We start from the raw sequence: 24,794 nt of genomic DNA, 5'->3' as shown, positions 1-24,794 counted from the left end.
TTTTCGCCACCGCGTGACGCATGTCACGCCCCCGGGGAGGGAATTGCTGGGGGCATGACAGATGACGCGAGAGTGAGCGGGCAGCAGGAAGCGTCCGGCCCGTCGGGCCTGTCGGACGAGGAACGGCTGGCCCAGCTCGGTTACACCCAGGTCCTCGCCCGCCGGATGTCGGCGTTCTCGAACTACGCCGTCTCCTTCACGATCATCTCGGTCCTGTCCGGCTGCCTGACCCTGTACCTCTTCGGCATGACCACCGGCGGTCCCGCGGTGATCACCTGGGGCTGGGTGGCGGTGGGCCTGATGACCCTGTTCGTCGGCCTGTCGATGGCCGAGATCTGCTCGGCGTACCCCACCTCGGCGGGCCTGTACTTCTGGGCGCACCGCCTGGCGCCACCGCGCTCGGCGGCGGCCTGGGCCTGGTTCACCGGCTGGTTCAACGTGCTGGGCCAGGTCGCGGTGACCGCCGGCATCGACTTCGGCGCGGCCTCCTTCCTCGGTGCGTACCTGAACCTGCAGTTCGGCTTCGAGGTGACCCCGGGCCGCACGGTCCTCCTCTTCGCGGCGATCCTGATCCTCCACGGCCTGCTGAACACCTTCGGTGTCCGGGTCGTCGCGTTCCTGAACGACGTGAGCGTGTGGTGGCACGTGCTGGGCGTGGCGGTGATCGTCGGCGCGCTCGCCTTCGTCCCCGACCACCACCAGTCGGCGACGTTCGTGTTCACGAAGTTCGTCAACGAGACGGGCTGGGGCAGCGGCACGTACGTCGTCCTGCTCGGCCTGCTGATGGCCCAGTACACCTTCACCGGCTACGACGCCTCCGCCCACATGACCGAGGAGACCCACGACGCGTCCACGGCGGGCCCGAAGGGCATCGTCCGCTCGATCTGGACGTCCTGGATCGCCGGCTTCGTGCTCCTGCTCGGCTTCACGTTCGCGATCCAGTCGTACGACAAGGAACTGACGTCCCCGACGGGCGCGCCCCCGGCCCAGATCCTCCTGGACGCGCTGGGAGCGACGACGGGGAAGCTGTTGCTGCTGGTGGTGATCGGCGCCCAGCTCTTCTGCGGCATGGCCTCGGTGACCGCCAACAGCCGCATGATCTACGCCTTTTCGCGCGACGGCGCGCTGCCCTTCTCCCGCGTCTGGCACACGGTCAGCCCGCGCACCCGCACCCCCGTGGCGGCGGTCTGGCTGGCCGCGCTGGCCGCCCTGGTCCTCGGCCTGCCCTATCTGATCAATTCGACGGCGTACGCGGCGGTGACCTCGATCGCCGTCATCGGCCTCTACATCGCGTACGTCATCCCGACCTTCCTGCGGGTCCGCAGGGGCGCCGCCTTCGAGCGAGGGCCCTGGCACCTGGGCCGCTGGTCGGGCGTGATCGGCGTGGTCTCGGTGCTGTGGGTGGCCGCGATCACCGTCCTCTTCATGCTCCCGCAGGTCTCCCCGGTCACCTCGCAGACCTTCAACTACGCCCCCGTCGCCGTCCTGGTCGTCCTCGGCTTCGCCGCGACCTGGTGGCTCGCCTCGGCCCGTCACTGGTTCCTCACCGGGGAGCGGGCGGCCCCGGCCCCGAACCCGGTCGAAAAGTGACCATCCGAAACCTTGGTCCCCTCCCGACGCGGCCGCGTCACCGATACCCGATCGGAGACACGGCCTCGTCCGGCTATGCTCGGACAGGCAACATCGCCTGGGCCCTTAGCTCAATTGGCAGAGCAGTGGACTTTTAATCCATTGGTTGTGGGTTCGAGTCCCACAGGGCCTACGGCTGGTAGGCGGGGGGTATGGCCTCTGACCTGCTACGCAGCGCCTGAGTCGGCTTCGGCCCGCTCGGGCGCTGCGGCGTTTTCGGGCCCGTGCGTGAGCGATGCGTGAGCGGACGTGCCCGTGGCCTGCGGTCCGGCTGGGACCTCGGCGGACGATCAGGCGGCTGTCGGACGGGGCCGGGGATGTCGCACTGCGATGCCAACGGCGCCGTCCCGCACATTTAGTTTCAGGCGATACCGTATCGAATGAAGTAGTCTGGCCTCATGGCCGCTGACGTTCCTCACCGCCCCACCACCTCGCATGCGACCGACCGCCCCGGGGACACGTCGCCTTTCGCTCTGGGTCTGCTGCTGCGCCGGGCGCACTGGCGCGCGGCCGCGGTGATGGGGGAGGCGCTTCGGCCGCTCGGCATCGAGTTGCGGCATTTCGCGGTACTGATCGAGCTGGTCAATCACGGGCCCACGGTGCAGCGGGATCTGGTGGCGGCGACGGGGTCGGACAAGGCCGGAATCATGCGGGTCGTGGACGACCTGGAGCGGAAGGGGCTGGCCGTACGCAAGCTCGTTCCGGGGGACCGGCGGGTGCGGGCGGTGGAGATCACTCCTCAGGGGCTGGAGCTCTTCGATGCAGTCCATGTCGCTGCGGAGCCTCTGGCTGAGCGTCTGGTTGCGGAATTGGGGCCCGGTGAGCCCGAGAAGCTGAGGGATCTGCTGACACGGCTTGCCCATCCGGCGGACGACGAGGCGTAAGCGCGCGGGCGCACCGGTTGTCGGCCGCGTCGGCGCCCTTGGTCTCATGCGGCTTCCACCGCGAAACCGGCATTGAGGGTGACGCGCCCGCATACGTGGCCGGCGGTGTGCTGTACAGGGCGCCACGGCCACCGTCGGAGGGGTGCACGCGCCGACGACGCCGTGTGACCTCCTGGGACGGGGCGTCACACGGCGTCCACGGCCAGGGGGTCACGCGGCGAGGCGCTCCGCGAGTTCTTTGGCCTTGGCGGTCGCGTCCTCGAAGGCGCGGTTGCGGGACGCCTCGTAGAGAGGGACCAGTTCTGACATGGCCGGGTTGCGGGGGGCCATGGTGAGCTCCGGGACGATGAAGTCGAGGTCCAGGCCGAGAGTTCCCCTGAGGACGGCCTCCAGATAGTTCTGTACGAACTCGTAGCCCTCGCGCGGGGTGCCCGGCGCGTAGGAGCCGCCACGGCTGGCGACGACGATCACCGGGGTGCCCTGGGCCGAGGGCGTCTCGCCCGCGGTGCGGCCGAGCAGGAGCACGCTGTCCAGCCACGCCTTGAGGGTCGACGGGATCGAGAAGTTGTACATGGGAGCACCGATCAGTACGGCGTCCGCCTCCTCCAGTTCCTCGATGAGCTTCACGCGTGCGGCGAACGCGGCGGACTGCTCCGGGGTGCGCTCGGCGGGGGCGGCGTAACCGGCGGACCATGCGGCGGCGGTGATGTGCGGGACAGGGGCGGCGGCCAGGTCGCGGTAGATCACCGTGCCCTCCGGGTGCTGTTCCTCCCAGGTCTTGCGGAAGGCGGCAGTGACCGAACGGGACGAGGACGCCTCGCCCGGGAACACGGACGAGTCGATGTGCAGCAGCGTGGCCATGGGTTTTCTCCAAGGAACGGCGCCCGAGGCGGGGAGCCGGGGGCTGTGGATTCGCGCTCGATAATAGTTGCACACGATACGGTATTGAGTGATACCATTTTGAGTGTGATGAAGGTGAACCGGACCAGAGGTGGAGGCGGGTGATCGTGGACGTCTACGAGGCGGTCACGAGCCGACGAGCGGTGCGTCGGTTCACCGACCAACCCGTCCCGAGGAAGACACTGGAGCGCGTGCTGTCCGCCGCGGCCTGGGCGCCGTCCGGATCGAACCTCCAGCCGTGGCACACCTACGTGCTGACCGGCGCACCGCTGGCCGAACTCAAGAAACGGGCCGGCGAGCGCCTGGCCTCGGGCGACCCCTGGGACACGCCGGAGTACGAGATGTATCCGCCCGCACTGAAGTCTCCGTACCGCGAGCGCCGATCCGCCTTCGGCGAGCAGCGCTACGGTGCGCTCGGCATCGCGCGTGAGGACCTGGAGGCACGTCAGCGGGCCGCTGCCGCGAACTGGGACTGCTTCGGTGCGCCCGCCGCCCTGTTCTGCTACATCGACCGCGAGATGGGTTCGCCCCAGTGGGCCGATGTCGGCATGTATCTGCAGACCGTCATGCTGCTGCTCCGCGCCGAAGGGCTGCACAGCTGCACGCAGATGGCCTGGGCGAAGTACCACAAGACCGTCGCGGAGGTCCTGTCACCACCGGACGAACTCATCCTCTTCTGCGGCATGTCGTTCGGGTTCGAAGACGTCACAGCGGGTGACGCCCGTATGGGCCGGGCGCCGCTCGACGAGACGGTCACGTTCGTCGACGGTCTGTGACGCCATCCCTCCTCGGCCGATCAACGGGCCGTTTCATGCCGCATCCGTATAGCGGCCCATATGCCATATTGCGCACGTGATCAAGACGAAAGGCATGCCATGAAGATCGCAGTCATCGGCGGTACCGGACTCATCGGGTCACAGGTCGTCAAGAACCTGAACGCCGCCGGACACGAGGCGGTACCGCACTCGAAGTCCACCGGGGTCGACATCATCAGCGGCCAGGGGCTGGACGAGGCGGTGGCGGGAGCCGACGTCCTCGTCAACCTGACGAACTCCCCGACCTTCGACGAAGCCTCCCTGGCCTTCTTCCAGACCTCGATGGACAACCTCCTGGCGGCAGCCCACAAGGGCGGCGTCGGCCACTTCGTCATCCTCTCGATCGTCGGCGTGGAACACGTGCCGGAGCTGGACTACTACCGGGCCAAGGTGCTCCAGGAGAACATCCTCGCGGCCGGGTCGATCCCCTACTCGATCGTCCGGGCGACGCAGTTCATGGAGTTCATGGACGCCGCCATGTCCTGGACCGCCGACGCCGACACCGTCCGGCTGCCCGCCACGCCCATCCAGCCCATCGCCTCCAAAGACGTGGCCGCCGCGGTCGCGGAGGTCGCCGCCGGCGCCCCGCTGAACGGCATCCGCAACATCGCCGGCCCCGAGATCTTCACCCTGGACGAGCTGGGCCGGATCACCCTGTCCCACAAGGGCGACAACCGCACCGTCGTCACCGACCCCACCGCCGGCATGTTCGCCGTCGTCAAGGGCGACGTCCTCACCGACAAGAACGCCCACCTCGCCCCCACCCGCTACACGGACTGGCTCTCCTGACATCCCTCGCCGCCTGCGGGTCCTGTCCCATTGGTTGTGGGTTGCTGCTGCGCAGCGCCCGAGCCGGCTGCGTCGGCTCGGGCGCTGACTCGTCTCCGGGGCTTGCGCGGCAAGGGCCTGCCGGCATCACGGGGTCTTCGGAGGCTTCGGTGTCCGTGTCATGTGCTTGGCCCGGTCGACGCTGCAGACCTGCAATCCGAACGACCGCAGCCGCCACATCGTCTTCGACGAGGGCTTCCGGATGGTGTCGGCGCTCGGGTAGCCCTTGTCGTCGTGGGCGACGTCATTGAGCGCGTAGACCTTGCCGTCGGGTGCCGTGAAGGTGATGGCGAAGCCGTTGTACGGGGTCGTGTCGCAGCGGACGTCGCCCTCCTGGGGTTTCACCGGCCACGCGGAGCCGAGCTGGTCGGCGGTGATGTGCTGCGGATTGTGCGTCGCGGCCGGCCATTTCGTGAGGGCGTCGCCCTCCTGGGACGAGCAGCCGGACAGGATCAGAGGCAGGGCCAGACCGGCGGCCGTGGCGAGCAGTACGCCGGCTCGCGCCGTGCGTGTGCGGGTGCGCAACTGCGTGCGCGTGGGGGTGGTCATGAGTTCTCCGCCGCCTTTCGGGTCGCGTGCGTGATGCCGAGAGTGAAGAGAGCCGTGGCGACCAGGCTCACCGGGAGCGTCACCGACATGCGGTGCAGGTCGAGGTAGTTGGCCCACGAGTAGGGGATCAGCGGCCACAGCGTCCGCTGCATGGCGGTCCCGCCGACGAGCACGCCGAAGAGGATGCCGATGATCCCGACGACCGCCGCGACGGCCTGTGACGTACGGATCGCCAGCCACAGGGTGAGCGTGGCGAGCATCGCACCGACCGTCGCGCTGGTGAGCGCGAGCGGCCAGGCATGCCCGGCCGGAATGCCGGCCGTCAGACAGAGGAGCGCGGTGATCAGCGACACGGCGACCGCGATGGCGACCGTGACGAGCGTGAGCACGACAGCGGGGCCCGAGATGCCGGTGGCGCGAGAGGCGACCGCCCGCCAGCCCTGACCGCCGGCGCTCCAGACCACCAGGCCCAGAACCAGGGCGCCGATGGGCAGGACCAGCAGAGTGAACAGCTGGACACTGGCGTTCGGGTCGTGCCAGGACAGCCACAGCGCGATCAGTGCGACAGTGCCGGGGCACAGCCAGGTCAGTGCGGTGCCGCGGAGCATGCCGAGTACGGCGGCGACCACCCGGGGCCTGCCCGGTTCGAGGCGGGGGGCGGGCTCCGTCACCGTGCCCAGGATCGCCGTGGCTCCTGGTGCGAAGACCTGCCGGTCGAGTGTCGTCAGGTGCTTGGCGCTCCGGCTACCGGACGGGTGCAGCCGCGGCAGCAGCAGGAACGGGGCCGCGAGCAGCGCGCCCAGGAGCGCGGGCGGCCAGGGGGAGGCACCGGCCGGCGCGGAGTGGCTTTCCAGGGCGACACCGTTGGCGTGCGTGCCGAGGACCGGCAGGGCCCCGCGGTCCAGCCAGGTGAACGGCAGGACCGTCCAGGCGGCCGACTCGGCGTTCACCACCCCCAGCACCGTCCACACGAACCCGGCGGCGAGGGCCGCCACCGGAGACAGCTGCCGGGCCGGCCACAGGGTCAGGGCCAGCAGGCCGAGTTGGGAGACCCAGGGGACCATGACGGCCTCGACCGCGCGGTCGGCGGGGACGAGCTGGGTGCTGGACAGCAGCCCGAGTGCCAGCAGGGGTGCCCCGGCGCCGAGCACATTGAGCAGGAGGGACCGCGCGGCCAGGACGGCGAACCGGCTCAGGTGCCGGTACCCCGGGGGCACGGGCCGGCACCAGGTGCCGCCACCTCGGGCGCCGCGGTCGATGCGGGCCGCGGTGACCACCAGCAGCACGGTGAGCATGGGGCCGACGAACATCGCCCACAGGTTCTGTTAGCCGAGGAGGTCCTTCCAGGTCTTGCCGGGGCCGGTGGAGAGAAACATCGCGCTGTTGGCGAGCGCGAAGGCCAGTCCGCCCAGGGGCAGGTACGCGACGGTGCTGCGTCGCCAGACGGCGCGCTCGGCACGCAGGGTCGCGGGCAGGCCGACGAGCGGCGTCAGGGGTACGAGGGCGGTCATCGTGCCGCCGTCCGGGCTTCGCCGGCGGCGCCGGCCAGCGCGAAGTAGGCGCGTTCGAGGTCCCCGTCCGGCGCCAGATCGGTCAGACTTCCCTGGTAGCGCAGGCGCCCCTGTGCGATCAGGCCGATGTCGTCGGCGACCGAGGCGACCTCGCCCAGCAGATGGCTGGAGAGCGCGATGGTGCGCCCGGTGTCGGTGAAGCGGCGCATCATGGCGCGCAGCGCGGCGATGCCCTCCGGGTCGAGGCCGTTCTGCGGTTCGTCCAGGATGAGCAGGTCCGGGTCTCCCAGCATGGCGATGGCCAGGGCCAGGCGTCCCTTCATGCCGGTGGAGAAGGCCTTCGCCTTCTTCCGGTCGCTGCTGTTCAGTTCGACCGTGTCCAGCGTACGGTCGACCTCCGCCTCGGACAGTCCGAGCAGATGGGCGTGCACCATCAGGTTCTGCAGGGCGGACAAGTGACCGTAGAAACTGGGGCCGTTGATGCTCGCTCCGATGCGGGACAGGGCCCGCCTCTCCCAGGGCCGGCCGAACAGCCGCACCTCTCCCCTGTCGGGAGGCAGCAGGCCCCGCCCTCGCTACTCGCTTCTCAGGGCCTCCGCCGTCCTCGTCCTCGCCGCCCACCCCGCGGGCAGCAGCGCTCCCGCCGTGGCGATCACCAGGCCGCCCAGTACCAGCGCGACCAGCACAGGCGGTGAGTACACCGCGGTGTCCGCCTTGGGGAGGGCCGTGCCTGCTGCGCGGCCCATCACGGGCAGTACCCACCGGTGCAGGGCCACGCCGAGCGGCACGCCGACCGCACCGGCCGCCAGCCCGGTCCCGGCCACCGAGGTGAGCACCATGGCGACGGTCTGCCTCGGCGACATGCCGAGCGCTTTGAACACCCCGAGGTCGTGCACGCGTTCACGGGTGTCCAGCAGCACGGTGTTGAGGACACCGAGCCCGGCCACCGCGACCAGCATCAGGGTGAACATCGCCACCAGCGCGTCCATGGCGATGATCGTCGGGTTGACCCTGTCACCGGACGGGAGCACCAGGATGCCCGGCGGTTGCAGGGCCTTGCCCAGCGAGGCCGCGTAGGCCGTGGCGTCGGTGCCGGGCTTCAGGTCGATGTCGAACTGCACCGTCTCGGAGGGGATCCTGAGGCGGAGGCCGGCCAGGGAGGAGCTGTCGGTCAGCATGACCATGCCGCCCTCGCGGACGTCCATGTCCTCGCCGACGATCCGCACCGCCGCGCGGCGGTCGTTCGCGGTGAGGGTGACGGTGTCGCCGACGTGCGTTCCGGTGGCCCGCAGGAAGCCGTAGGGGACGACCGCCTGGCCGGGGCCGTGGCACCAGGTTCCGGAAACCAACTGGTAGGCGCCCCAGGAGTAGTCGCCCCCGTAGCCCCGATAAGCGGTCACGTGGACGGAACCGGTCAGACCGGCCACGCGGACCTGGGTCTGTTCCGTGCTGAAGTACCGCCGGGTGCCCGGCTGCGCCGCGATCTTCGTCGCGATCAGCGCCGGATCGACCGTGTCCTGCGCCCCCTTGCCGGACGGTGGTGCGATGTCCTGGACCGTGACCGCGCCCGCGTCCCTGCGGTCGAGTCCGTTCTGGACGCCGTTCACCGAGACCGCCAGGCCGGTCCCGAAGGTCACCCCGACCGTGCCGAAGACGACGGCCGCCGCCACCGTCGCCGAACGGGCGGGCCGGGCGAAGGGGTTCGCCAGCCCCAGGCTCAGGGCGCGAGGCAGCGGCAGCCCGGCCAGCCACCGCTGGACCGCCCGGCCACGGGCCGCCCGCGGGGTCCGGCCCACGGCGAGCGCCTCGACCGTACGCAGCCGCCCGGCACGCAGCGCGGGGACCAGCGCCGTCGCCACGACCACGGCCAGCGCGACGGCGGGCACGGCGAGGTCGATCCACGGTGCGACGGCCGACGACCCCGTGCTGTAGGCGCGTTGGGCCTCGTGCAGGGCCGGGATCGCCATCAGGTTGCCGAGCACGACGCCGAGAACGCTGCCGGCCGAGGCGGGGATCAGCGCTTGGGCGACGTAGGCGCGGACCACGTGCGCCGGGGCGAAGCCCAGGGATTTCAGGATGCCGATGCGCCTGGTCGCCGAGCCGGCCGCGCCACTGACCACCGTGCCGATGACCAGCACCGACATGACCAGGCTGAGCACCCCGAAGGCGACCACGAAGGGGACGAAGGTCGCTTCGGTGCGGTTCGCGGACCGTTCGGTCTGGAGGTAGGAGGAGGCCCCGGTCAGCGACCCCGGTGGTACGGCGGCCTCGACGGCCTTGCGGTCGGCGGTGACGTCGGCATCGGTGGCGGCGCCGCGGAAGCGGTAGAGCATCTGCAGGCCGGGCCTGCCGCCCCGGGCGGTCAGGGACGTGAGCTGCGCCGGAGAGACCCAGGCGTCCGCGGTCGCGGTCACCGACCGGGCCAGTCCTACGACGGTCAGCACCGGCCTGCCCGGCAGGTCCGGGAGGGACAGCCGGTCGCCCAGGCCCAGCGGCGGGTTCCGGTCGCTGAGCACGATCTGTCCGCCGCCCGTGGCCCAGTGGCCCGCGGTGAGCACCAGGTCGTCGACCGCTCCTGCGGTGTCCGCCCGGCCGACCACGCTCATCTCGGGCATGACGCCGCCCACCGGCAACCGCGACGTGTTGGCCCCGACCCGCGGGGACAGCGACAGCACCGGGTAGGGACCGGCCGCGGCGGTCACCCCGGAGACGTGTGCGGTCGCCGCCACCTGCGCGGCAGGGGCCCCGGCCGGGTCGAACCAGGCGGTCAGCTGCGCCCCGCGCTGCTTGGCGAAGGCATGCTCGAACGGCGCCCGCGAGGCGACCAGCAGTCCGGTCGCCAGCACGGCCGCGGCCACCGCCATCGTCGTGGTCAGCACCATCACCAGGGTCTGCATCCGGCGTCGGCCGACACCGGCGCGGACCACCTTGCCCAGCGCGCTCATCCGGCCACCGCCCGCATGACGTCGCGGGCGATCCGGCCGTCAACGAGTTCGACGGTGCGGGTCGCGCAGGAGGCCGCCAGCGCGGTGTCGTGAGTGACCAGCACGATCGTCTGCCCCTCGCGATTCAGCTCGGCCAGCAGGTCCCTGACCTCCACCGCGGAGGCGCTGTCCAGCGCACCGGTCGGCTCGTCGGCCAGCAGCAGACGCGGACTGTTCATCAGCGCCCTTGCCACCGCGACCCGTTGCCGCTCACCGCCGGAGAGACGGCCGGGGAAGGCGCGCGCGTGCCGGGCGATTCCCAGGCGCTCCAGCAGGTCGGCCGCCCGGTGGCGGGCCAGGGCGCGCGGTCGGCCCGCCAACTGCGCCGGCAGCAGCACGTTGTCCGCCACGGTCAGGTCGTCCAGCAGGTTGAAGAACTGGAAGACCATCCCGATCCGCTCCCTGCGGTACTTCGCCAGCTCGGTCTCGCCCAGCCCGTCCAGGCGGAGTCCGTCTACGGTGACGGTGCCCTCGGAGGGCCGGTCCAGCCCGGCGATCAGGTTGAGCAGGCTGGACTTGCCGCTGCCCGACGGCCCGAGGACCGCCAATGCCTCGCCGGCGTTCACCACCAGGTCCAGGCCGGCCAGCGCCGGGGGGCCGCCGTCGTACTTCTTGCTCGCGTCGCGGATCTCGATGATCGGCGCGGTCACGGGTCCTCCCACGTGTCGGGGCAACGACCGGGGCGCCGCTCCTGCGGTGTCCCTCGAAGCCGCCGAAGAAGCTAGGGAAAAACGGGAGTTCGCCGACACGGGGCTGAGCGGGGTCCTGGGGGTGTAGCTGGCTACATCCCTGTTCCGGGGCCCAGGGCCGATGCCGGCCGATGCGGCCGGCTCGCACACTGGTCCGGAGCGACAGGGGAGGAGAACGGACGTGAGCAGTGGTGCGATCAGCCCGGGCAGGGAGCCGCGGGGGCAGGAGCGTGCTCGGCAGCCCACGCCGGGGCGCGCGCGGGAACCGGAACCCGAGCCGTCCCGGGTCGGCAGGGGCGTCCTGGCGACGGTCCGACTGGGCGCGGTCTGGGGCGTCAGCCTGGTCGGGGCCGCGGCCCTGCTGGCCGTCCCCGGACTGCTTGTGGTCGACCTGGTGATCCGGGCGTGGCAACCGCCGGCCTCCGCGATGACGAGCGGCGCCGGCAAGGACAGGTACCACTTCTGGCTGCTGACACTCCTCGCTCTGCTTCCCTGCGCGGTGCTGGGGGCGCGCCGGCTCGTCCGCGGTGGTGAGGCGGGCCGGGCCGGCGAGGGCGTCTTCGGGAAGGGCTGGGCGGCGCTGCTGGTCCCGCCGGTCCTGACGCTGGCCGCCCTGGCGGTCCGTCACGGGCCGCTGCCCGGCGGCGACCACGGCGTCGTGTGGCTCAGCGTGCCGCTGCTCCCCTGCAGCCTGCTGGGCATGCGCTGGGTGGCCGGGCTGCACCGGAGGATGGCGGGTTCGTGGAGCGGGGTGCCCGTCCCGGTGCCGTACCGTGCCGCGCCCGCCACCGGCGGACGATCGCTGTGGGGGCGAACCCGGCTGTGGACACGGTGGATCCTGACCGACCCGGCGACCTGGCGGGACCTGCTGTGGACCTCCTTCACCGGGGGCGTGGGCTGTGTCCTCGCCGCGCTGGTCGCCCTCCCCGTCTACGTCGCGGCGCAGCTGCTCGGCACGTTCCTCGGTTCCGCCTCGCTGCAGCCCCCCAACGTGCATGTGTTCCTGGTACTCCTCACGGTGACGACGGCGTTGGTGACGTTGCTGCCGCTCGTGCTGTGGGCCGCGCCCCGGCTGATGGCGGCGTACGGCAGGTCGGCCCGCCATCTGCTGGGTCCCAGCCGGCAGGAGGAACTGGCGCAGCGCGTCGGCCACCTGGCGCAGACCCGGTCCGACACCCTCGACGCCGGGGCGGCCGAGATGCGCCGGATCGAGCGCGATCTGCACGACGGCGCGCAGGCCCGGCTGGTGGCCATGGGTATGGCCCTGGACACGGCGGAACACCTGCTGGCCACCGACCCCGAGGCGGCGCGGAGCATGCTGGCCGAGGTCAAGGAGTCCTCGGCGCGGGCGCTGGCGGAACTGCGTGACCTGATCCGGGGCATCCACCCGCCGGTACTGGCCGACCGGGGCCTGGCCGACGCGGTGCACGCACTCGCCCTCGACCTGCCGTACCGGCTGCACTTCACCTCGGACCTGCCGGGCCGGGCGCCCGCTCCGGTGGAGTCGGCGGCCTACTTCACGGTGAGCGAACTGCTGGCCAATGTGACCAAGCACGCGGAGGCCCGGCAGATATGGATCGAGATCGGCCATGACGGCGGTGCGGCCACGGGTACGCTGCGGATCACCGTCACCGACGACGGCCGGGGTGGGGCCGATCCCGCGGCCGGCACGGGGCTGCACGGTGTCGAGCGCCGCCTCGCCGCCTTCGACGGAGTACTCGCCGTCAGCAGCCCGCCCGGCGGTCCGACCATCGTGAACATGGAGATCCCGTGCGCGTTGTCATCGCCGAAGACCTCTTCCTCCTGAGGGACGGCCTGACGCGCCTGCTGGAGGCACACGGATTCGAGGTGGCGGCGGCCGTGGACAACGGCCCCGACCTGCTGGCCGCGGTGGCGGCGGAGAGCCCCCAGGCGGCGATCGTGGACGTACGACTGCCACCGACCTTCACCGACGAGGGCCTGCGCGCCGCACTGGAGGCCCGGCGGCTCACCCCCGGGCTTCCGGTCCTGGTCCTCTCCCAGTACGTCGAGCAGCTCTACGCCCGCGAGTTGCTGGCCGCCGGACAGGGCGGCACGGGGTACCTGCTGAAGGACCGGGTGATGGACGGCGCCCAGTTCATCGACGCGGTGCGACGCGTGGCGGCGGGCGGCACCGCGATGGATCCCGAGGTGATCGCCCGTCTGCTGGCCCACAACTCCGCGGACGGCGCCGTGGCCGCACTGAGCCCGCGCGAGCGGGAGGTGCTCGCGCTGATGGCGGAGGGGCGTTCCAACGCTGCCATCGCCCAGCACCTGGTGATCACCGAGCGATCGGTGTCCAAGCACACGGCCTCGATCTTCACGCGGCTCGGCCTGCAGCCCTCCGACGACGACAACCGGCGCGTCCTCGCCGTGCTGGCGTACCTCAACCGCTGAGTGCGGTGATCGGTCGTGGTCCGGCCGACCCGCCGGGCTCAGCTCACGCTCAGTTCCGCGAGCGGCAGCGTGTGCCGGGTCTGGAGGACCTTCGCGCGCAGGTAGCGGACGTTGTGGGCGGTGGTGAAGACACCGGTCGGCACCCGGTCCCGTACGACCACGTCCAGTTCCCGCAACTGCTCGGCCTTGTCGGGGTTGTTGGACAGCAGGTCCAGCTCCCCGATGCCGAGGGCGGCGAGCATCTGCGCGGCGGCCGTGTAGTCGCGGGCGTCCTCCGGCAGGCCGAGCGCGGCGTTCGCCTCGTAGGTGTCGAGGCCCTGGTCCTGGAGGGCGTAGGCGTCGAGCTTGTTGTAGAGGCCGATGCCGCGGCCCTCCTGGCGGAGGTAGAGCAGGACTCCGCCGCGGTCGGCGATGCGCTCGACCGCCTCGCGCAGCTGGGGTCCGCAGTCGCAGCGGGCCGAACCGAAGACGTCGCCGGTCAGGCACTCGGAGTGCAGGCGCACCAGTGGGACGGTGCCGGGGGCGGGGTCGCCGAGGACGACGGCGACATGCTCCTGGCCGTCGGCCAGGCCGTGGAAGGTGACGAGTTCGGCGTCGACGCCGTAGCCGTCGTGGAAGCGCAGCGGTACCCGGACGCGGGCGCGCGGCGTGGCGGCGGGGATGTCGGGCATGCGGGTCCCTCCGGGTGCGGACAGGTGCAGGTGCTTCAGATTTGAAGCAGCGCTTCGCACGGACCCTACCCCATGTTTCAAACTTAAAGCAATCAGGAATCACGAACGGCGGGAATCACGAACAGGACGAACGGCGCCGCCAGGGCACGTCCTCCGTCCCGGACTCGGCGTCGCCGCCCTGCAGCCCGCGCGCGATCCCCGTGCAGATCTCCTCCAGCTGCCGCACCTGCTCCGGAGTGAGCCGGTCGAACAGGGTGGCGCGCACGGTCTCGACATGCCCGGGCGCCGTGCGCTCCAGTGCGGCCATCCCCTCGTCCGTCAGTACGGCGATGCTGCTGCGCTTGTCCCATCGGCAGTCCTCCCGCCGTACCAGCCCGTCCCGCTCAAGGCGGGTCACCGCGTACGTCAGCCTGCTGCGCGTGATCTTCAGCGACTCGGCGAGGTCGGTCATCCGCAGCCGCCGGTCGGGCGCCTCGGACAGGTTGGCCAGCACGGAGTAGAACAGGTGCGGCATGCCGGCGTCCTGCTGGAGCTGTCGGTCGATCGCGTCCTCCAGAAGGTGCGTCGCGGCCATGTACGCGCGCCAGGCGCGCTGCTCCTCGGGGCTGAGCCAGCGGGTCGTCATGCCGCCAGTGTAAGTTTGTTTCAAACTTGAACCAAGACTCGCCTCGCAGGGAGACCGCGCCGATGTCGTACCCGTACGTGCTGCTGTCCGCCGCCGTCTCTCTCGACGGCTACCTGGACGACACCGGCCCCGACCGGCTCCTGCTGTCCAGCCCGGCCGACTTCGACCGGGTCGACGCGGTACGGGCCTCCGTCGACGCCATCCTGATCGGCGCCGGCACGATCCGCGCCGACAACCCGCGACTGCTGGTCAACTCCGCCGAGCGCCGCGCGGCGCGGGTGCGGGCGGGCCGGCCGGAGTACCCGCTGAAGGTGACCGTCACCGCCACCGGCGACCTCGACCCCGATGCCAACTTCTGGCACACCGGCGGCGACAAACTCGTCTACACGACCGACGAGGGCGCCGAGCGGGCCGTCCGCCGCGTCGGCGGCACCGCCGACGTCGTCCCGCTCGGCCCCGGCCTCGACTGGCGGGCCCTGCTGTCCCACCTGCACGACGTGCGCGGGGTCGGACGGCTGATGGTCGAGGGCGGCGGCACGGTCCACACCCAGCTGCTCCAGCTGGGGCTCGCCGACGAGCTCCAGCTGGTCCTCGCGCCGCTGTTCGTCGGCGACCCGGCCGCGCCCCGCCTGTTCGGCCCCGGCGGCTACCAGGCCGGCCGGCTGCGCCTGACCGAGACCCGCCGGATCGAGGACGTTGTTCTCATGCGCTACGAGCCCACGGCCCCCGGCACGGGTGCCGTCGCCACCGCCGCCGACCGTCACTGGCTGCGCACCGCCTGCGAGCTGGCCGCGCTGTGTCCGCCCTCGCGGACCGCGTTCAGTGTGGGGGCGGTGGTGGTCGCGGCCGACGGTACGGAGCTCGCGCGGGGTCACTCGCGCGAGGGAGACGACCCAGTGGTCCATGCGGAGGAGGCCGCCCTCGCCAAGCTCGACCCGGCGGATCCGCGGCTGGCCGGCGCCACGGTGTACAGCAGCCTGGAGCCCTGCGCCCGGCGGGCCTCGCGGCCCGCGCCCTGTGCCGAGCTGATCCTTCGGGCGGGGGTGCGCAGGGTGGTCACGGCCTGGCGGGAGCCGGACACGTTCGTGGACGCGGCCGACGGGAGCGGCGTCCTGGCGAAGGCGGGCGCGGAGGTGGTCGTCCTGCCCGAGCTGGAGGGCCCCGCCAAGGCGCCGAACGGGCATCTGCTGGGGTGAGCCCGCCCCGGCCCGTCCCGTACAGGGGCGGAAAGCACTCAGGGCCGGAATCCCATGGATTCCGGCCCTGAGCCTTCAGTAGCGGGGACAGGATTTGAACCTGCGACCTCTGGGTTATGAGCCCAGCGAGCTACCGAGCTGCTCCACCCCGCGTCGTTGTGTCTCTACTGTACACCACCCGGTGTGCCGCCCGGCGCCACCTGATCGTCTTCACCCACAGTGACCGGACGGACGCCCTCCGCATAACATCTGAGTCACCATCAAAAACGCCGAGACTCCTGAGCGGCGGCCAACTCGCCCCATTTGCCGCACTCCTGGCCGGTAAGTCCCGCTCGGAAAAGGTTAATGATCAAGCCGAACGGCTTGGAAAGTGACTCGCAGGTCTATTAACGTTCGATAACGCAGCGCGGTCGTCCCAGCCGCCACAAGAGGCGGCTCCGTGCGCACGCGCCTAATCCCGCAAGGGAGCCGGGGAACCACCACCTTGGGGTGAATCGCGCGGATACCGGCCGGTATACGCGCGTAGGAGACCTTCCTGCTCCGAACCCGTCAGCTAACCCGGTAGGCGGAGGAAGGAAAGGAGTACGCCCGAGTGGCGTCCAACCGGCCCGCCCCAGAAGCCCCGTTCGTGCCCCCGCAAGCCCAGCCGGAGACCTTCGGCTACGGCGCCTACCGCGCCGAGGAGGGGCCCTGGGAGGAGTGGAACCCCACCGAGGACTCCGTCTCCCCGGTCCGTGGCCGGCACCGCGTCGCCAAGCAGCGCGGCGGCTTCGCGCGCAGCTCCACCGTCCTCGGCGTCGGCGTGATGGCCGCGGTCGGCGCGGGCGGCATGGCCAGCGCCAACACCGGCAAGCCGCCGGTCTCCATATCCCTGCCGGACCTGAACTCCGTCGAGCACATCTTCGGCGGCTCCTCCGACACGCCCCAGGCCACCGCCACCGGCCTCAGCAAGGTCGGTGTGACCACCGACAGCGCCGGCGGCGGCAACGCCGGCGAGGCCCTGCGCAACCGGATCATGGCCCAGGCCGAGCAGCAGCAGAACAAGGCCGACAGCAAGGCCACCGTCGCCGCGATCGCCGCGGCCGACAAGCAGACCGCCGCCGCGGCCGCCAAGGCGGAGCAGGCCGCCGCCGCCGAGGCCGCCGACGCCAAGGCGAAGGCGGAGGCCGACGCCAAGCAGGCCGCCGAGGCCAAGCGGCTGGCCGAGCTGGCCAAGGAGTACACGCTGCCGGTCGTCTCGTACACGATCACCGGAACCTTCGGGCAGCCCGGCGCGATGTGGTCCTCCGGCTACCACACCGGCCTCGACTTCGCCGCCCCCACCGGCACCCTCATCAAGGCCGTCCACAGCGGCACGGTCACCCAGGCCGGCTGGGCGGGCGCCTACGGCTACCGCACCGTCATCACCCTGGACGACGGCACCGAGCTGTGGTTCTGCCACCAGTCCTCGATCAACGTCTCCGTCGGGCAGAAGGTCTCCACCGGCCAGGTCATCGGCCGCGTCGGCGCCACCGGCAACGTCACCGGCCCGCACCTGCACCTGGAGGTCCACCCGAACGGCCAGGCGACCGCCATCGACCCGGCGCCGTGGCTGCGGGACAAGGGCCTCACCCCCTGACGCCTCCGTTCGGGCGATCCTGACGCCGGTGGTGGAATGCGGTCATCCACCGCCGGCGTTGGCACAGAGCATGACCTCTCTGCGCACACTCGGCTCCTCCGACCTCCAGGTCTTCCCGCTCTGCCTCGGCGGCAACGTCTTCGGCTGGACCGCCGACGAGGACACCTCCTTCGCCGTCCTCGACGCCTACACGGCGGTCGGCGGCAACTTCATCGACACCGCCGACTCCTACACGGCGTGGATCGAGGGCCACCGGGGCGGCGAGTCCGAGACGATCATCGGCAAGTGGGTCAAGGCCCGCGGCAACCGCGACCGCGTCGTCATCGCCACCAAGGTCAGCCAGCACCCCGAGTTCCAGGGCCTGTCCGCCGCCAACATCAAGGCCGCCGCCGACGCCTCCCTGCGCCGCCTGGACACCGACTACATCGACCTCTACTACACCCACTTCGACAAGCCCGAGATCCCGGTCGAGGAGATCATCGGCGCGCTGGACGAGCTGGTGAAGGCGGGCAAGGTCCGCCACATCGCCGCCTCCAACATCAGCCCCGAGCGCCTCAAGGCCTCGCTCGAGGTCTCCGACCGCGAGGGTCTGGCCCGCTACGTCGCCCTCCAGCCCCACTACAACCTCGTCTCCCGCGACACCTACGAGGGCCCGCTGCAGGACCTGGCCGCCAAGGAGGGCCTGTCCGCCGTGCCGTACTTCTCCCTCGCCGCAGGCTTCCTGACCGGCAAGTACCGCCCCGGCACCAAGGTCGACAGCGCCCGCGCGGGCCGGGCCCAGGAGTACGCGGAGACCGAGCGCGGCCAGAAGGTCCTCGCGGCCCTGGACGAGATCGCCGGCGCCCACGACGCCCCCGTCGCCACGGTCGCCCTCGCCTGGCTGGCGGCCCAGCCGACGATCACGGCCCCGATCGCCTCGGCCCGCACGCCGGCCCAGCTCCCGGCCCTCCTGGCCGTGGCGGACCTGAAGCTGACGGAGGAGGAGCTGGCGCGGCTGACGGCAGCGTCTGCCTGAGCCCTCCCGCCGGCTTGATTCCTCCGCCGCAACGGCGCTCGGCCACGACGGCGGATTCCGGCGGTGCCATACCCTCCGCCACCCGATCGGTCACGACTGATACGGGTTGTAAGCAGAGTAGGGCGCCGCCGGACTGCCGTACCCCGGCCGATACGCCGTGGGCATCGGCACCGGCGCCGCGTACATCGGCCGAACCGGTGGAGCCATCCGCGCCGCATACTCCAGCGCCGGCCGTGCCGCGTTCCTCCGCTTCCACAGCTCGTCCAGCAGCTCCCGCTCCCGTACGACGAAGTCGGCCCCGGCCTTCCCCTGACGCCCCCGGCGCCGCAGGAACGCGAGCGAGGTGGCGTCCGTCTCGTAGCGCGCCACCTCCCGCGCCACCGGCTTGCCGCCGTGGTGCCGGGCGTAGTCACGGGCCGTCCGCCGGGCCCGCATCGACCCGAGCGCGAACGGCTCGGCCGGCCCCAGCCACCCGGCCAGCACATACGCCGGCAACTCCTCGCGCACGGTGCGCAGTTCCCGCTGCCGCGTCCAGATCGCGAGCCAGGTCAGCAGCCCGAACACGGGCACCATGAATCCGCCGTAGACGGCGAAGAAGCCGAACTCGCCGAAGGTGGAGGAGCCGTTCCAGAAGGCGTGCATGCTCATCGCGAGCAGCAGACCGCAGACCGGCAGCAGCGCCCGCCGGGCGCGCTGCCGCTCGGCGGAGAGCGCGGCGATGCCGAAGCCGAGGCCGGTCATGGTGGTGAACAGGGGGTGCGCGAACGGGGACATCACGATGCGCACGAAGAAGGTGGCGGCGGTGACGGAGGGGATGCCGCGGCCGCCGCTGAGCTGGTCGGCCCCGAAGGCCGTACCCAGGTAGAGGATGTTCTCGGTGAACGCGAACCCGGTGGCGGTGATGCCCGCTATCACCACCCCGTCGACGATCCCGGTGAAGTGACGTCTGCGGAAGAGAAAGACCAGCAGCACGGCCGCGGCCTTGGCGGACTCCTCCACGATGGGCGCGATCACGGTGGCGCCCAGGGTGTTCGCACTGGCCGGATCGGCCGTGGCGGTGGCTATCCATTTCGTCGCGAAGCTGTTGGCGACGATGGCTATCAGCGCCGCCGCGCAGGCCCCCCAGGCGAACGCGAAGAGCAGGTTCCGCCAGGGGCCGGGCTCGACCCGGTCCAGCCACCGGAATGCCGCTATGAGCCACGGCACGGGCAGCACGGCGAGACCGAGCCCGACGAGAAACCCCTCGGTACCGGTCTGTCTGCGCACCAGCGCCAGGATGACGAGCCCGGACAGCGCGAGCAGTGTGATCAGTGCCCCGTACCGCACCCACCTGCGCTGCCACCAGTGCGGATGGCGGAACGGCACGGGGCCGTGGGGACCCGGCGGATACGTCGGAAACGGAGGACTGGTGGCCACGGCATCGACCCTAACGGTGACGGGACGAGGGGCTGGAGCGGATTATCGGTCCTGGTGGGGTACGCGACGAAAGAGCAGATCGTTCACCACGTGTCCCTTGTCCAGTCCCTGCCCCTCGAAACGGGTCAGCGGCCGGAACTCGGGGCGTGCTGCGAAACCGCCGCGCGCCTGCGTGTTCTCGAAGTCGGGGTGCGCGGTGAGCACCTCGAGCATCTGCTCGGCGTACGGCTCCCAGTCGGTCGCGCAGTGCACGAGCGCGCCGGGCTTCAGCCGGGTCGCGGCGAGGGTCAGGAACTCGGGCTGGATGAGCCGCCGCTTGTGGTGCCGCTTCTTGGGCCAGGGGTCCGGGAAGTACACGCGCAGCCCGTCGAGCGCGTCGGGGGCGAGCATCTCCCGGAGCAGGATGATCGCGTCCCCGTTGCCCACACGGACGTTGGACAGCCCGTTGCGGTCGGCGAGAGCCAGCAGATTGCCCTGACCTGGGGTGTGCACGTCGACGGCGAGGATGTTGGTGTCCGGGTCGGCCGCCGCCATCCGCGCGGTGGCCTCGCCCATCCCGAAGCCGATCTCCAGGACGACGGGCCCGTCGTTCCCGAACAGCTCGGGGAGGTCGATGACCCGCTGTCCGTCGATGTCCAGCCCCCACGTGGGCCACAGCCGCTGCAGCGCGTCCGCCTGCCCGGAGGTCACCCGGCTGCGCCGCGGCTGGAAACTCCGGATCCGCCGCTCGAAGTGCGACCCGGCGGGGTCCGCCCTGGGACCGTCCGGAAACCGCGGCTCCCCCTTGGCCCGGGTATGCCGGATGGACGCGCCGGGGGGGTGGGGGGCCGGCGAGGGGGCTTCGGGGGCGTTGAGGAAGTCAGACACAGTGCTTCCGATTTTACGGCGCTCCACCAGGGGGCGGACGGGGGCCGGGGGCGAGCCCCCTGGTACGGCCACTACAGCGCCCCGAGCATGGACAGCACCCGCCGCCCGACCTCCCGACCGATCGGCAGAGAGGCGGTCGCTGCGGGGGACGGCGCGTTGAGAACATGCACCGCCCGGCTCCCTTCTCGGATGAGGAAGTCGTCCACCAGCGTCCCGTCGCGCAACACCGCCTGCGCCCGCACCCCGGCAGGGGCCCGCACCAGGTCGTCCGCCTCCGCCCCGGGCAGCAGTCTGCGCACCGCCTCCAGGAACGCCCCCTTCGACAGCGAGCGGTGCAGCTCCCCCGCGCCGTATCTCCAGTGCCGCCGGGCGATCGCCCACGACCCCGGCCATGCCACGGTCCCGGCCAGCTCCCGGGGCCGTAGGACCCCCCAGCCGTACCCCTCCCGGGCCAGGGCCGGCACCGCGTTGGGGCCGATGTGCACGCCGCCGTCGATGCCCCGGGTCAGATGGACCCCGAGGAACGGGAAGGCGGGGTCCGGCACCGGATACACCAGGCCGCGCACCAGCTCCGGCCGCGCCAGCTCGTAGTACTCCCCGCGGAACGGCACGATCCGCACCGGGGGCTCGTCCCCGGTCAGCCGCGCGATCTCGTCGCAGTACAGCCCGGCGCAGTTCACCAGGACGCGCGCGCGTACGACGTCTCCGCCCGAGGTGAGCACGGCCACGCCCCGCTCCGGCCGCCGGTCGATCCGTACGACCCGGGCGCCGTAGCGGATCTCGGCCCCGGAGGCCCGCGCCAGCTGCCGGGCGACGCCGACGAAGTCGCACACGCCGGTGGTCCCGACGTGTATGGCGGCCAGCCCTCTCACCTCGGGCTCGTACTCACCGATCTGCGCGGCGCCCAGCTCCCTGACCGGAATCCCGTTCTCCCGGCCTCTTTGCACGAGCGCGTGCAGCCGGGGCAGCTCCTCCCGCTCGGTGGCGACGATCAGCTTGCCGGTGACGGCGTGCGCGATGCCGTACTCGGCGCAGAACTTGACCATCTCGGCGGCGCCCCGCACCGCGTACCGCGCCTTGAGGGAGCCCGGCCGGTAGTAGATCCCGCTGTGGATGACCCCGCTGTTGCGCCCCGTCTGGTGCCGGGCCGGTCCCGGCTCCTTCTCCAGCACGGTGACCGCCGTGCCCGGTGCGGCCCGCGTGATCGCATACGCCGTGGACAGCCCGACGATCCCCCCACCGACCACGAGCACATCACAGTCGTAGGCCCCGACCGGCACCTGCACCACCTCCCACCTCGATAGTGCACTGCGCCACTGACAACGCCTTCAAACGCGGGTGTGACGGTTCTCAGGCCGGAGCCATCAACAGCGGGCGCGCCCGCTCCCGCAGCTCCACCACCCTCGGCTCGTCCCCGTACGGCTCCAGCCGGTGCAGAAGGTCCTTCACGTACTCGGTCGTGCGCGCGGACGAGATCCGACCGGCCACCTCCACGGCCCGCACGCCCTGCTCGCAGGCGGCGTCGAGGTTCCCGGACTCCAGCTCGGCGACGGCCGAGACGACCAGCCGCAGGCCGTGCGACCGTACGAACTCCTCGGTCGGCTTGGACAAGGCCTGTTCCGTGAACCTCCGCACCTGCCGGGGGGCCTTCAGGTCCCGGTAGCATTCGGCCGCATCCGCGGCAAAACGATCATATCCATAGAAACCAAGCCAAGAAGGATCGTTGTCCCCCTCCCGGGACCGCTCCAGCCATCCCTCGGCCGCCTTCAGCGCAGCACCCGCCGCCTGCGCGTCCCCGGCACGCGCGTGTGCCCGGGCCTCCACCAGCCGGAAGAAACTCATCGTGCGCGCGGTCGCCAGCCCGCGGTTCCGCTCCAGCGCGGCCTGCGCCAGATCGACCCCCTCGTCGCCGAAGCCGCGATACGTCGCCTGCAAGGACATGGAGGCCAGGACATAGCCCCCCAGCGGGACGTCCGCCGCCGCGCGCGCGAGCCGCAGCGCCTGGATGTAGTACCGCTGTGCCGCCTCCTGCTGACCGGTGTCGAAGGCCATCCACCCGGCGAGCCGGGTGAGTTCGGCGGACGCCCCGAAGAGCGCGCGGCCCACTTCGTCGGAGTAGGAGCCGAGCAGCAGCGGCGCCGCCTCCACCCGCAGGCACTCCGGCACCATCGACGAACGCCAGTCCCCGCCCCCGTACTTGGAGTCCCAGCGCCGGGCGTCCTCGGCGGCCTCCCGCAGCTTGCGCACATCGCTGTGGCCGACTTTGATCGGTGCGCCGGAGCCCTCGGCGGAGCCCGCCTCCCGCGCGACCGAGCTGTCGGCGGGGGTTATCAGCCAGCGCGAGGCAGGCGTTGCGTATGCGCTCACTGCGAACGATCCGGCGAGCGACTGCCAGATGCCGCCGGAGCCGGCCCGGCGCCCGGCGAGGTCGAGACGGTACAGCTCCGTCGCCGACTTCACCGCCTGTCCGACGTCTCTGGGGAAGGCGAGGCCCACTTCGGGCGCGGGATCCGCGTCCGCCAGGCCGATCTCGTGGAGCGGCACCGGGCGGCCGAGCTTCTGGCCGATGGCGGCCGCGATGAGGTGCGGCGCCGCACCCTGCGGCACCATCCCCTTCGACACCCAGCGCGCCACCGAGGTCTTGTCGTAGCGAAGAGTCAACCCGCGTTGCGCCCCAAGGTCGTTGACGCGCCTGGCGAGTCCTGCGTTGCTGATTCCCGCGAGGGCGAGAACGGCGCCGAGCTTTTCGTTCGGCCCGCGTTGCTCCCTGGACATGCGCCACCCCTCGACACAGACGGCTGCCGCGCTGGCATAACCATGCGGCATTCGTAAACCCAGCGTAGTTCGCCGCATCCCAAGCGTTAAGGGGCATTGTTCCGGTTGGCGGGATTGTGGTCCGTACGGAAGCGCGGTCCTGTACGCACCGTGCACGGCCTGCCGCCTCGTGCCCCCGTGCGTGTGGCCGTGCGCCCGTCCGTGCGCTCTTCTCCGGCCATCTCGGGAGCGGTTCCATGGCTCTTGCGTGGGTCGGCCCGCTGTACTGGATCCAGTGGGCTGGGGGACACCGCCACCTTCATCCCCGCGGGTGGCGGACCGGTCCGGGAGGCGATGCCCGCCTCCCGGACTGTGCGCGTGTTCGCGCCGCCACGCGCTCCGCAGGCCTGTACGGAGCGTGCTCAAGTCCGGCTCCGTTCAGCATATTTGGCTGAAAATAGTCCCCGCCTGTCGTGGTCGACATGTGCTCCGACCATGCAACTTGAGGGCGTGAAGGGCGTTTTGGGGGAGCGTTCAGGGGGCGCATTCGAGTCGCCCCCGTCCCCTGCCCGCTGGGCATTTCCCTCGATCGAAGCCGGTGCCGCCGCACTTCCACAACGCGCCTCTCATGGCAGCATGGGGATCCGGTTCGTACGGTGCACTGTTGTCCACAGCCTGTGGAGGCGTCGATGCGGTGGTTGGTGGGTTGGAGCAGCACCGCCGCGGGCGCCGCCGGGATCGGTTCCGCGGGCGCCACCGGTTACGACGGCGAGACGCTGCACCCGGTCGGCTCCCAACTCCTGTGGGGCGACCCGGATCCGCTCTGGGCCGTCGGCGACTGGCGCCCGGACGAGCTGCGCGTGGTGAAGGCCGACGCGGACAACCGCATCGCCGTCCTCGGCATCTGCGGCGCCTCCGACGAGGAGCTGCGGCGCGGCCTGTTCACCGCGCGCGGGGGCGCACTGCGCCATCTGACGGCCTGGCCGGGCAGCTACACGGCCGTCGTCAAGGTCGGCCGCCGCATCACCGTCTGCGGCGATCTCGCGGGCGCCCGCCCGGTGTTCCACACCCCCTGGGCCGGCGGCACTGCCTACGCCACCGCCGCGCTGCCCCTCGCCGACCTCATCGAGGCCAACCTCGACTTCGGCCACCTGGCCGCCCTGCTCGCCGCCCCGGACGTACCGGCCGCGCTGCGCGACACCACACCGTACGAGGGCGTACGGCGCGTTCCGCCGGGGCACGCGCTCGTACTGCGCGCCGGGATGCGCGAGATCGCCGGGTACGAGCCGGTCGCCTCGCTCGCCGTGGCCGCGTCCCCGGCCGACCCCGACCGCGCCCCTCACCGCCCCAGCGGGCGATGAGGAAGTACATCGGGATGAGCACCATCTCGAACGCGAGGAAGAACAGCAGCAGGTCGAGGACGGCGAA

General features: G+C 71.5%; 22 protein-coding genes, 2 tRNA genes, 2 pseudogenes and 1 riboswitch. Of the genes and pseudogenes, 11 read left to right on the top strand and 15 right to left on the bottom strand.

The features are described 5' to 3' along the window. Positions 1 to 54: 54 nt before the first annotated feature. The 3 genes from ABT288_RS00130 (at position 55) to ABT288_RS00120 (ending at position 2,513) form a co-directional block, all read left to right on the top strand. Positions 55 to 1,590, top strand: a complete 1,536-nt coding sequence (locus tag ABT288_RS00130) for an amino acid permease (protein WP_351600658.1) — start codon at positions 55 to 57, stop codon at positions 1,588 to 1,590. 99 nt (positions 1,591 to 1,689) lie between these two features. Next, positions 1,690 to 1,762 (top strand) — tRNA-Lys (locus tag ABT288_RS00125). 265 nt (positions 1,763 to 2,027) lie between these two features. Then, complete coding sequence (locus tag ABT288_RS00120) at positions 2,028 to 2,513, top strand: MarR family winged helix-turn-helix transcriptional regulator (protein WP_351600655.1); 486 nt, start codon at positions 2,028 to 2,030, stop codon at positions 2,511 to 2,513. A 210-nt stretch (positions 2,514 to 2,723) separates the two neighbouring features. Here the strand turns inward: ABT288_RS00120 and ABT288_RS00115 are convergent, their stop codons facing one another. Beyond that, positions 2,724 to 3,374: an FMN-dependent NADH-azoreductase gene (locus ABT288_RS00115; protein WP_351600652.1), complete on the bottom strand. Its 651-nt coding sequence runs from the start codon at positions 3,372 to 3,374 to the stop codon at positions 2,724 to 2,726. A 146-nt stretch (positions 3,375 to 3,520) separates the two neighbouring features. On the opposite strand from ABT288_RS00115, the gene ABT288_RS00110 reads away from it, so the two are divergent. Beyond that, positions 3,521 to 4,189, top strand: coding sequence for a nitroreductase (locus ABT288_RS00110; RefSeq protein ID WP_351601179.1), 669 nt, complete (start codon positions 3,521 to 3,523; stop codon positions 4,187 to 4,189). 99 nt (positions 4,190 to 4,288) lie between these two features. Further along, the gene (locus tag ABT288_RS00105) at positions 4,289 to 5,017 is read left to right on the top strand and encodes an SDR family oxidoreductase (RefSeq protein WP_351600649.1); all 729 of its coding nucleotides are present in this window, start codon (positions 4,289 to 4,291) and stop codon (positions 5,015 to 5,017) included. A gap of 126 nt (positions 5,018 to 5,143) precedes the next feature. On the opposite strand, the gene ABT288_RS00100 is transcribed toward ABT288_RS00105, so the two are convergent. The 6 genes from ABT288_RS00100 to ABT288_RS00075 are packed head-to-tail and all read right to left on the bottom strand — an operon-like array spanning position 5,144 to position 10,750. Further along, positions 5,144 to 5,605, bottom strand: coding sequence for a hypothetical protein (locus ABT288_RS00100; RefSeq protein WP_351600647.1), 462 nt, complete (start codon positions 5,603 to 5,605; stop codon positions 5,144 to 5,146). After that, positions 5,602 to 6,915, bottom strand: a complete 1,314-nt coding sequence (locus ABT288_RS00095) for a hypothetical protein (RefSeq protein ID WP_351600644.1) — start codon at positions 6,913 to 6,915, stop codon at positions 5,602 to 5,604. The genes ABT288_RS00100 and ABT288_RS00095 overlap by 4 nt, the downstream gene beginning before the upstream one ends. Before the next feature lie 15 nt (positions 6,916 to 6,930). After that, positions 6,931 to 7,116 carry a hypothetical protein gene (locus ABT288_RS00090; protein WP_351600642.1) on the bottom strand — a complete coding sequence of 62 codons (186 nt, stop codon included), beginning with the start codon at positions 7,114 to 7,116 and terminating at the stop codon, positions 6,931 to 6,933. Then, positions 7,113 to 7,676, bottom strand: coding sequence for an ATP-binding cassette domain-containing protein (locus ABT288_RS00085; RefSeq protein WP_351601176.1), 564 nt, complete (start codon positions 7,674 to 7,676; stop codon positions 7,113 to 7,115). Before ABT288_RS00085 ends, ABT288_RS00090 begins: the two co-directional genes overlap by 4 nt. A 15-nt stretch (positions 7,677 to 7,691) precedes the next feature. Continuing rightward, positions 7,692 to 10,061, bottom strand: a complete 2,370-nt coding sequence (locus tag ABT288_RS00080) for an ABC transporter permease (protein WP_351600639.1) — start codon at positions 10,059 to 10,061, stop codon at positions 7,692 to 7,694. Then, positions 10,058 to 10,750 (bottom strand): ABC transporter ATP-binding protein, encoded by a 693-nt coding sequence (locus ABT288_RS00075; protein ID WP_351600636.1) that lies wholly within the window; start codon positions 10,748 to 10,750, stop codon positions 10,058 to 10,060. Before ABT288_RS00075 ends, ABT288_RS00080 begins: the two co-directional genes overlap by 4 nt. Positions 10,751 to 10,970: 220 nt before the next feature. On the opposite strand from ABT288_RS00075, the gene ABT288_RS00070 reads away from it, so the two are divergent. Both ABT288_RS00070 and ABT288_RS00065 read left to right on the top strand, forming a co-directional pair. Beyond that, positions 10,971 to 12,596, top strand: a complete 1,626-nt coding sequence (locus ABT288_RS00070) for a sensor histidine kinase (protein ID WP_351600633.1) — start codon at positions 10,971 to 10,973, stop codon at positions 12,594 to 12,596. After that, entirely contained in the window at positions 12,560 to 13,204 is a 645-nt protein-coding gene (locus tag ABT288_RS00065; RefSeq protein ID WP_351600630.1) for a response regulator transcription factor, read from the top strand. Before ABT288_RS00070 ends, ABT288_RS00065 begins: the two co-directional genes overlap by 37 nt. Positions 13,205 to 13,242: 38 nt before the next feature. Here the strand turns inward: ABT288_RS00065 and ABT288_RS00060 are convergent, their stop codons facing one another. After that, a complete protein-coding gene (locus ABT288_RS00060; RefSeq protein ID WP_351600627.1) occupies positions 13,243 to 13,875 on the bottom strand; it encodes a GTP cyclohydrolase II in 633 nt (210 codons plus the stop codon). Between the two features lie 115 nt (positions 13,876 to 13,990). Next, complete coding sequence (locus ABT288_RS00055) at positions 13,991 to 14,500, bottom strand: MarR family winged helix-turn-helix transcriptional regulator (protein WP_351600625.1); 510 nt, start codon at positions 14,498 to 14,500, stop codon at positions 13,991 to 13,993. Between the two features lie 62 nt (positions 14,501 to 14,562). Here ABT288_RS00055 and ABT288_RS00050 point away from each other — a divergent pair, with 62 nt between their 5' ends. Beyond that, the gene (locus tag ABT288_RS00050; RefSeq protein ID WP_351600623.1) at positions 14,563 to 15,696 is read left to right on the top strand and encodes a dihydrofolate reductase family protein; all 1,134 of its coding nucleotides are present in this window, start codon (positions 14,563 to 14,565) and stop codon (positions 15,694 to 15,696) included. Positions 15,697 to 15,775: 79 nt separating this feature from the next. On the opposite strand, the gene ABT288_RS00045 is transcribed toward ABT288_RS00050, so the two are convergent. After that, positions 15,776 to 15,849 (bottom strand) — tRNA-Met (locus ABT288_RS00045). Positions 15,850 to 16,134: 285 nt separating this feature from the next. Then, positions 16,135 to 16,279: riboswitch (cyclic di-AMP (ydaO/yuaA leader) on the top strand. Between the two features lie 9 nt (positions 16,280 to 16,288). Between ABT288_RS00045 and ABT288_RS00040 the strand changes: the two genes are divergently transcribed. Both ABT288_RS00040 and ABT288_RS00035 read left to right on the top strand, forming a co-directional pair. Further along, entirely contained in the window at positions 16,289 to 17,314 is a 1,026-nt protein-coding gene (locus ABT288_RS00040) for a M23 family metallopeptidase (RefSeq protein ID WP_351600620.1), read from the top strand. Positions 17,315 to 17,384: 70 nt separating this feature from the next. Further along, the gene (locus ABT288_RS00035) at positions 17,385 to 18,329 is read left to right on the top strand and encodes an aldo/keto reductase (RefSeq protein ID WP_351600618.1); all 945 of its coding nucleotides are present in this window, start codon (positions 17,385 to 17,387) and stop codon (positions 18,327 to 18,329) included. 90 nt (positions 18,330 to 18,419) lie between these two features. Here the strand turns inward: ABT288_RS00035 and ABT288_RS00030 are convergent, their stop codons facing one another. From ABT288_RS00030 to ABT288_RS00015, 4 genes are all read right to left on the bottom strand, one after another. After that, entirely contained in the window at positions 18,420 to 19,745 is a 1,326-nt protein-coding gene (locus ABT288_RS00030) for a PrsW family intramembrane metalloprotease (protein ID WP_351600615.1), read from the bottom strand. 42 nt (positions 19,746 to 19,787) lie between these two features. After that, positions 19,788 to 20,612, bottom strand: a complete 825-nt coding sequence (gene trmB / locus ABT288_RS00025) for a tRNA (guanosine(46)-N7)-methyltransferase TrmB (protein WP_351600612.1) — start codon at positions 20,610 to 20,612, stop codon at positions 19,788 to 19,790. A 71-nt stretch (positions 20,613 to 20,683) separates the two neighbouring features. Further along, on the bottom strand, positions 20,684 to 21,901 hold the full coding sequence (gene lhgD, locus ABT288_RS00020) for an L-2-hydroxyglutarate dehydrogenase (protein ID WP_351600609.1): 1,218 nt from the start codon (positions 21,899 to 21,901) through the stop codon (positions 20,684 to 20,686). 61 nt (positions 21,902 to 21,962) lie between these two features. Beyond that, positions 21,963 to 23,387 (bottom strand): NsdA family TPR-like regulatory protein, encoded by a 1,425-nt coding sequence (locus ABT288_RS00015; RefSeq protein ID WP_208900045.1) that lies wholly within the window; start codon positions 23,385 to 23,387, stop codon positions 21,963 to 21,965. A gap of 668 nt (positions 23,388 to 24,055) precedes the next feature. Here ABT288_RS00015 and ABT288_RS00010 point away from each other — a divergent pair. Beyond that, positions 24,056 to 24,703: pseudogene (locus ABT288_RS00010) on the top strand (asparagine synthase-related protein); the annotation flags it as partial. On the opposite strand, the pseudogene ABT288_RS00005 reads toward ABT288_RS00010, so the two are convergent. Next, positions 24,699 to 24,794: pseudogene (locus tag ABT288_RS00005) on the bottom strand (proton-conducting transporter transmembrane domain-containing protein); the annotation flags it as partial. The pseudogenes ABT288_RS00010 and ABT288_RS00005 sit on opposite strands and share 5 nt — an antisense overlap.

Origin of the sequence: Streptomyces sp. NPDC001093, from assembly GCF_040298985.1 — a bacterium.
Classification (GTDB): domain Bacteria; phylum Actinomycetota; class Actinomycetes; order Streptomycetales; family Streptomycetaceae; genus Streptomyces.
This window is presented reverse-complemented; position numbering and strand designations above follow the sequence as displayed.

Excerpts from the sequence above, each read along its gene's own strand:
- ABT288_RS00090 (WP_351600642.1), bottom strand. The coding sequence starts at position 7,116 with ATGACCGCCCTCGTACCCCTGACGCCGCTCGTCGGCCTGCCCGCGACC.
- ABT288_RS00105 (WP_351600649.1), top strand. The coding sequence starts at position 4,289 with ATGAAGATCGCAGTCATCGGCGGTACCGGACTCATCGGGTCACAGGTC.
- ABT288_RS00035 (WP_351600618.1), top strand. The coding sequence starts at position 17,385 with ATGACCTCTCTGCGCACACTCGGCTCCTCCGACCTCCAGGTCTTCCCG.
- ABT288_RS00015 (WP_208900045.1), bottom strand. The coding sequence starts at position 23,387 with ATGTCCAGGGAGCAACGCGGGCCGAACGAAAAGCTCGGCGCCGTTCTC.
- ABT288_RS00080 (WP_351600639.1), bottom strand. The coding sequence starts at position 10,061 with ATGAGCGCGCTGGGCAAGGTGGTCCGCGCCGGTGTCGGCCGACGCCGG.
- ABT288_RS00115 (WP_351600652.1), bottom strand. The coding sequence starts at position 3,374 with ATGGCCACGCTGCTGCACATCGACTCGTCCGTGTTCCCGGGCGAGGCG.
- ABT288_RS00120 (WP_351600655.1), top strand. The coding sequence starts at position 2,028 with ATGGCCGCTGACGTTCCTCACCGCCCCACCACCTCGCATGCGACCGAC.
- ABT288_RS00095 (WP_351600644.1), bottom strand. The coding sequence starts at position 6,915 with ATGTTCGTCGGCCCCATGCTCACCGTGCTGCTGGTGGTCACCGCGGCC.
- ABT288_RS00100 (WP_351600647.1), bottom strand. The coding sequence starts at position 5,605 with ATGACCACCCCCACGCGCACGCAGTTGCGCACCCGCACACGCACGGCG.
- ABT288_RS00130 (WP_351600658.1), top strand. The coding sequence starts at position 55 with ATGACAGATGACGCGAGAGTGAGCGGGCAGCAGGAAGCGTCCGGCCCG.
- ABT288_RS00060 (WP_351600627.1), bottom strand. The coding sequence starts at position 13,875 with ATGCCCGACATCCCCGCCGCCACGCCGCGCGCCCGCGTCCGGGTACCG.
- ABT288_RS00050 (WP_351600623.1), top strand. The coding sequence starts at position 14,563 with ATGTCGTACCCGTACGTGCTGCTGTCCGCCGCCGTCTCTCTCGACGGC.
- ABT288_RS00055 (WP_351600625.1), bottom strand. The coding sequence starts at position 14,500 with ATGACGACCCGCTGGCTCAGCCCCGAGGAGCAGCGCGCCTGGCGCGCG.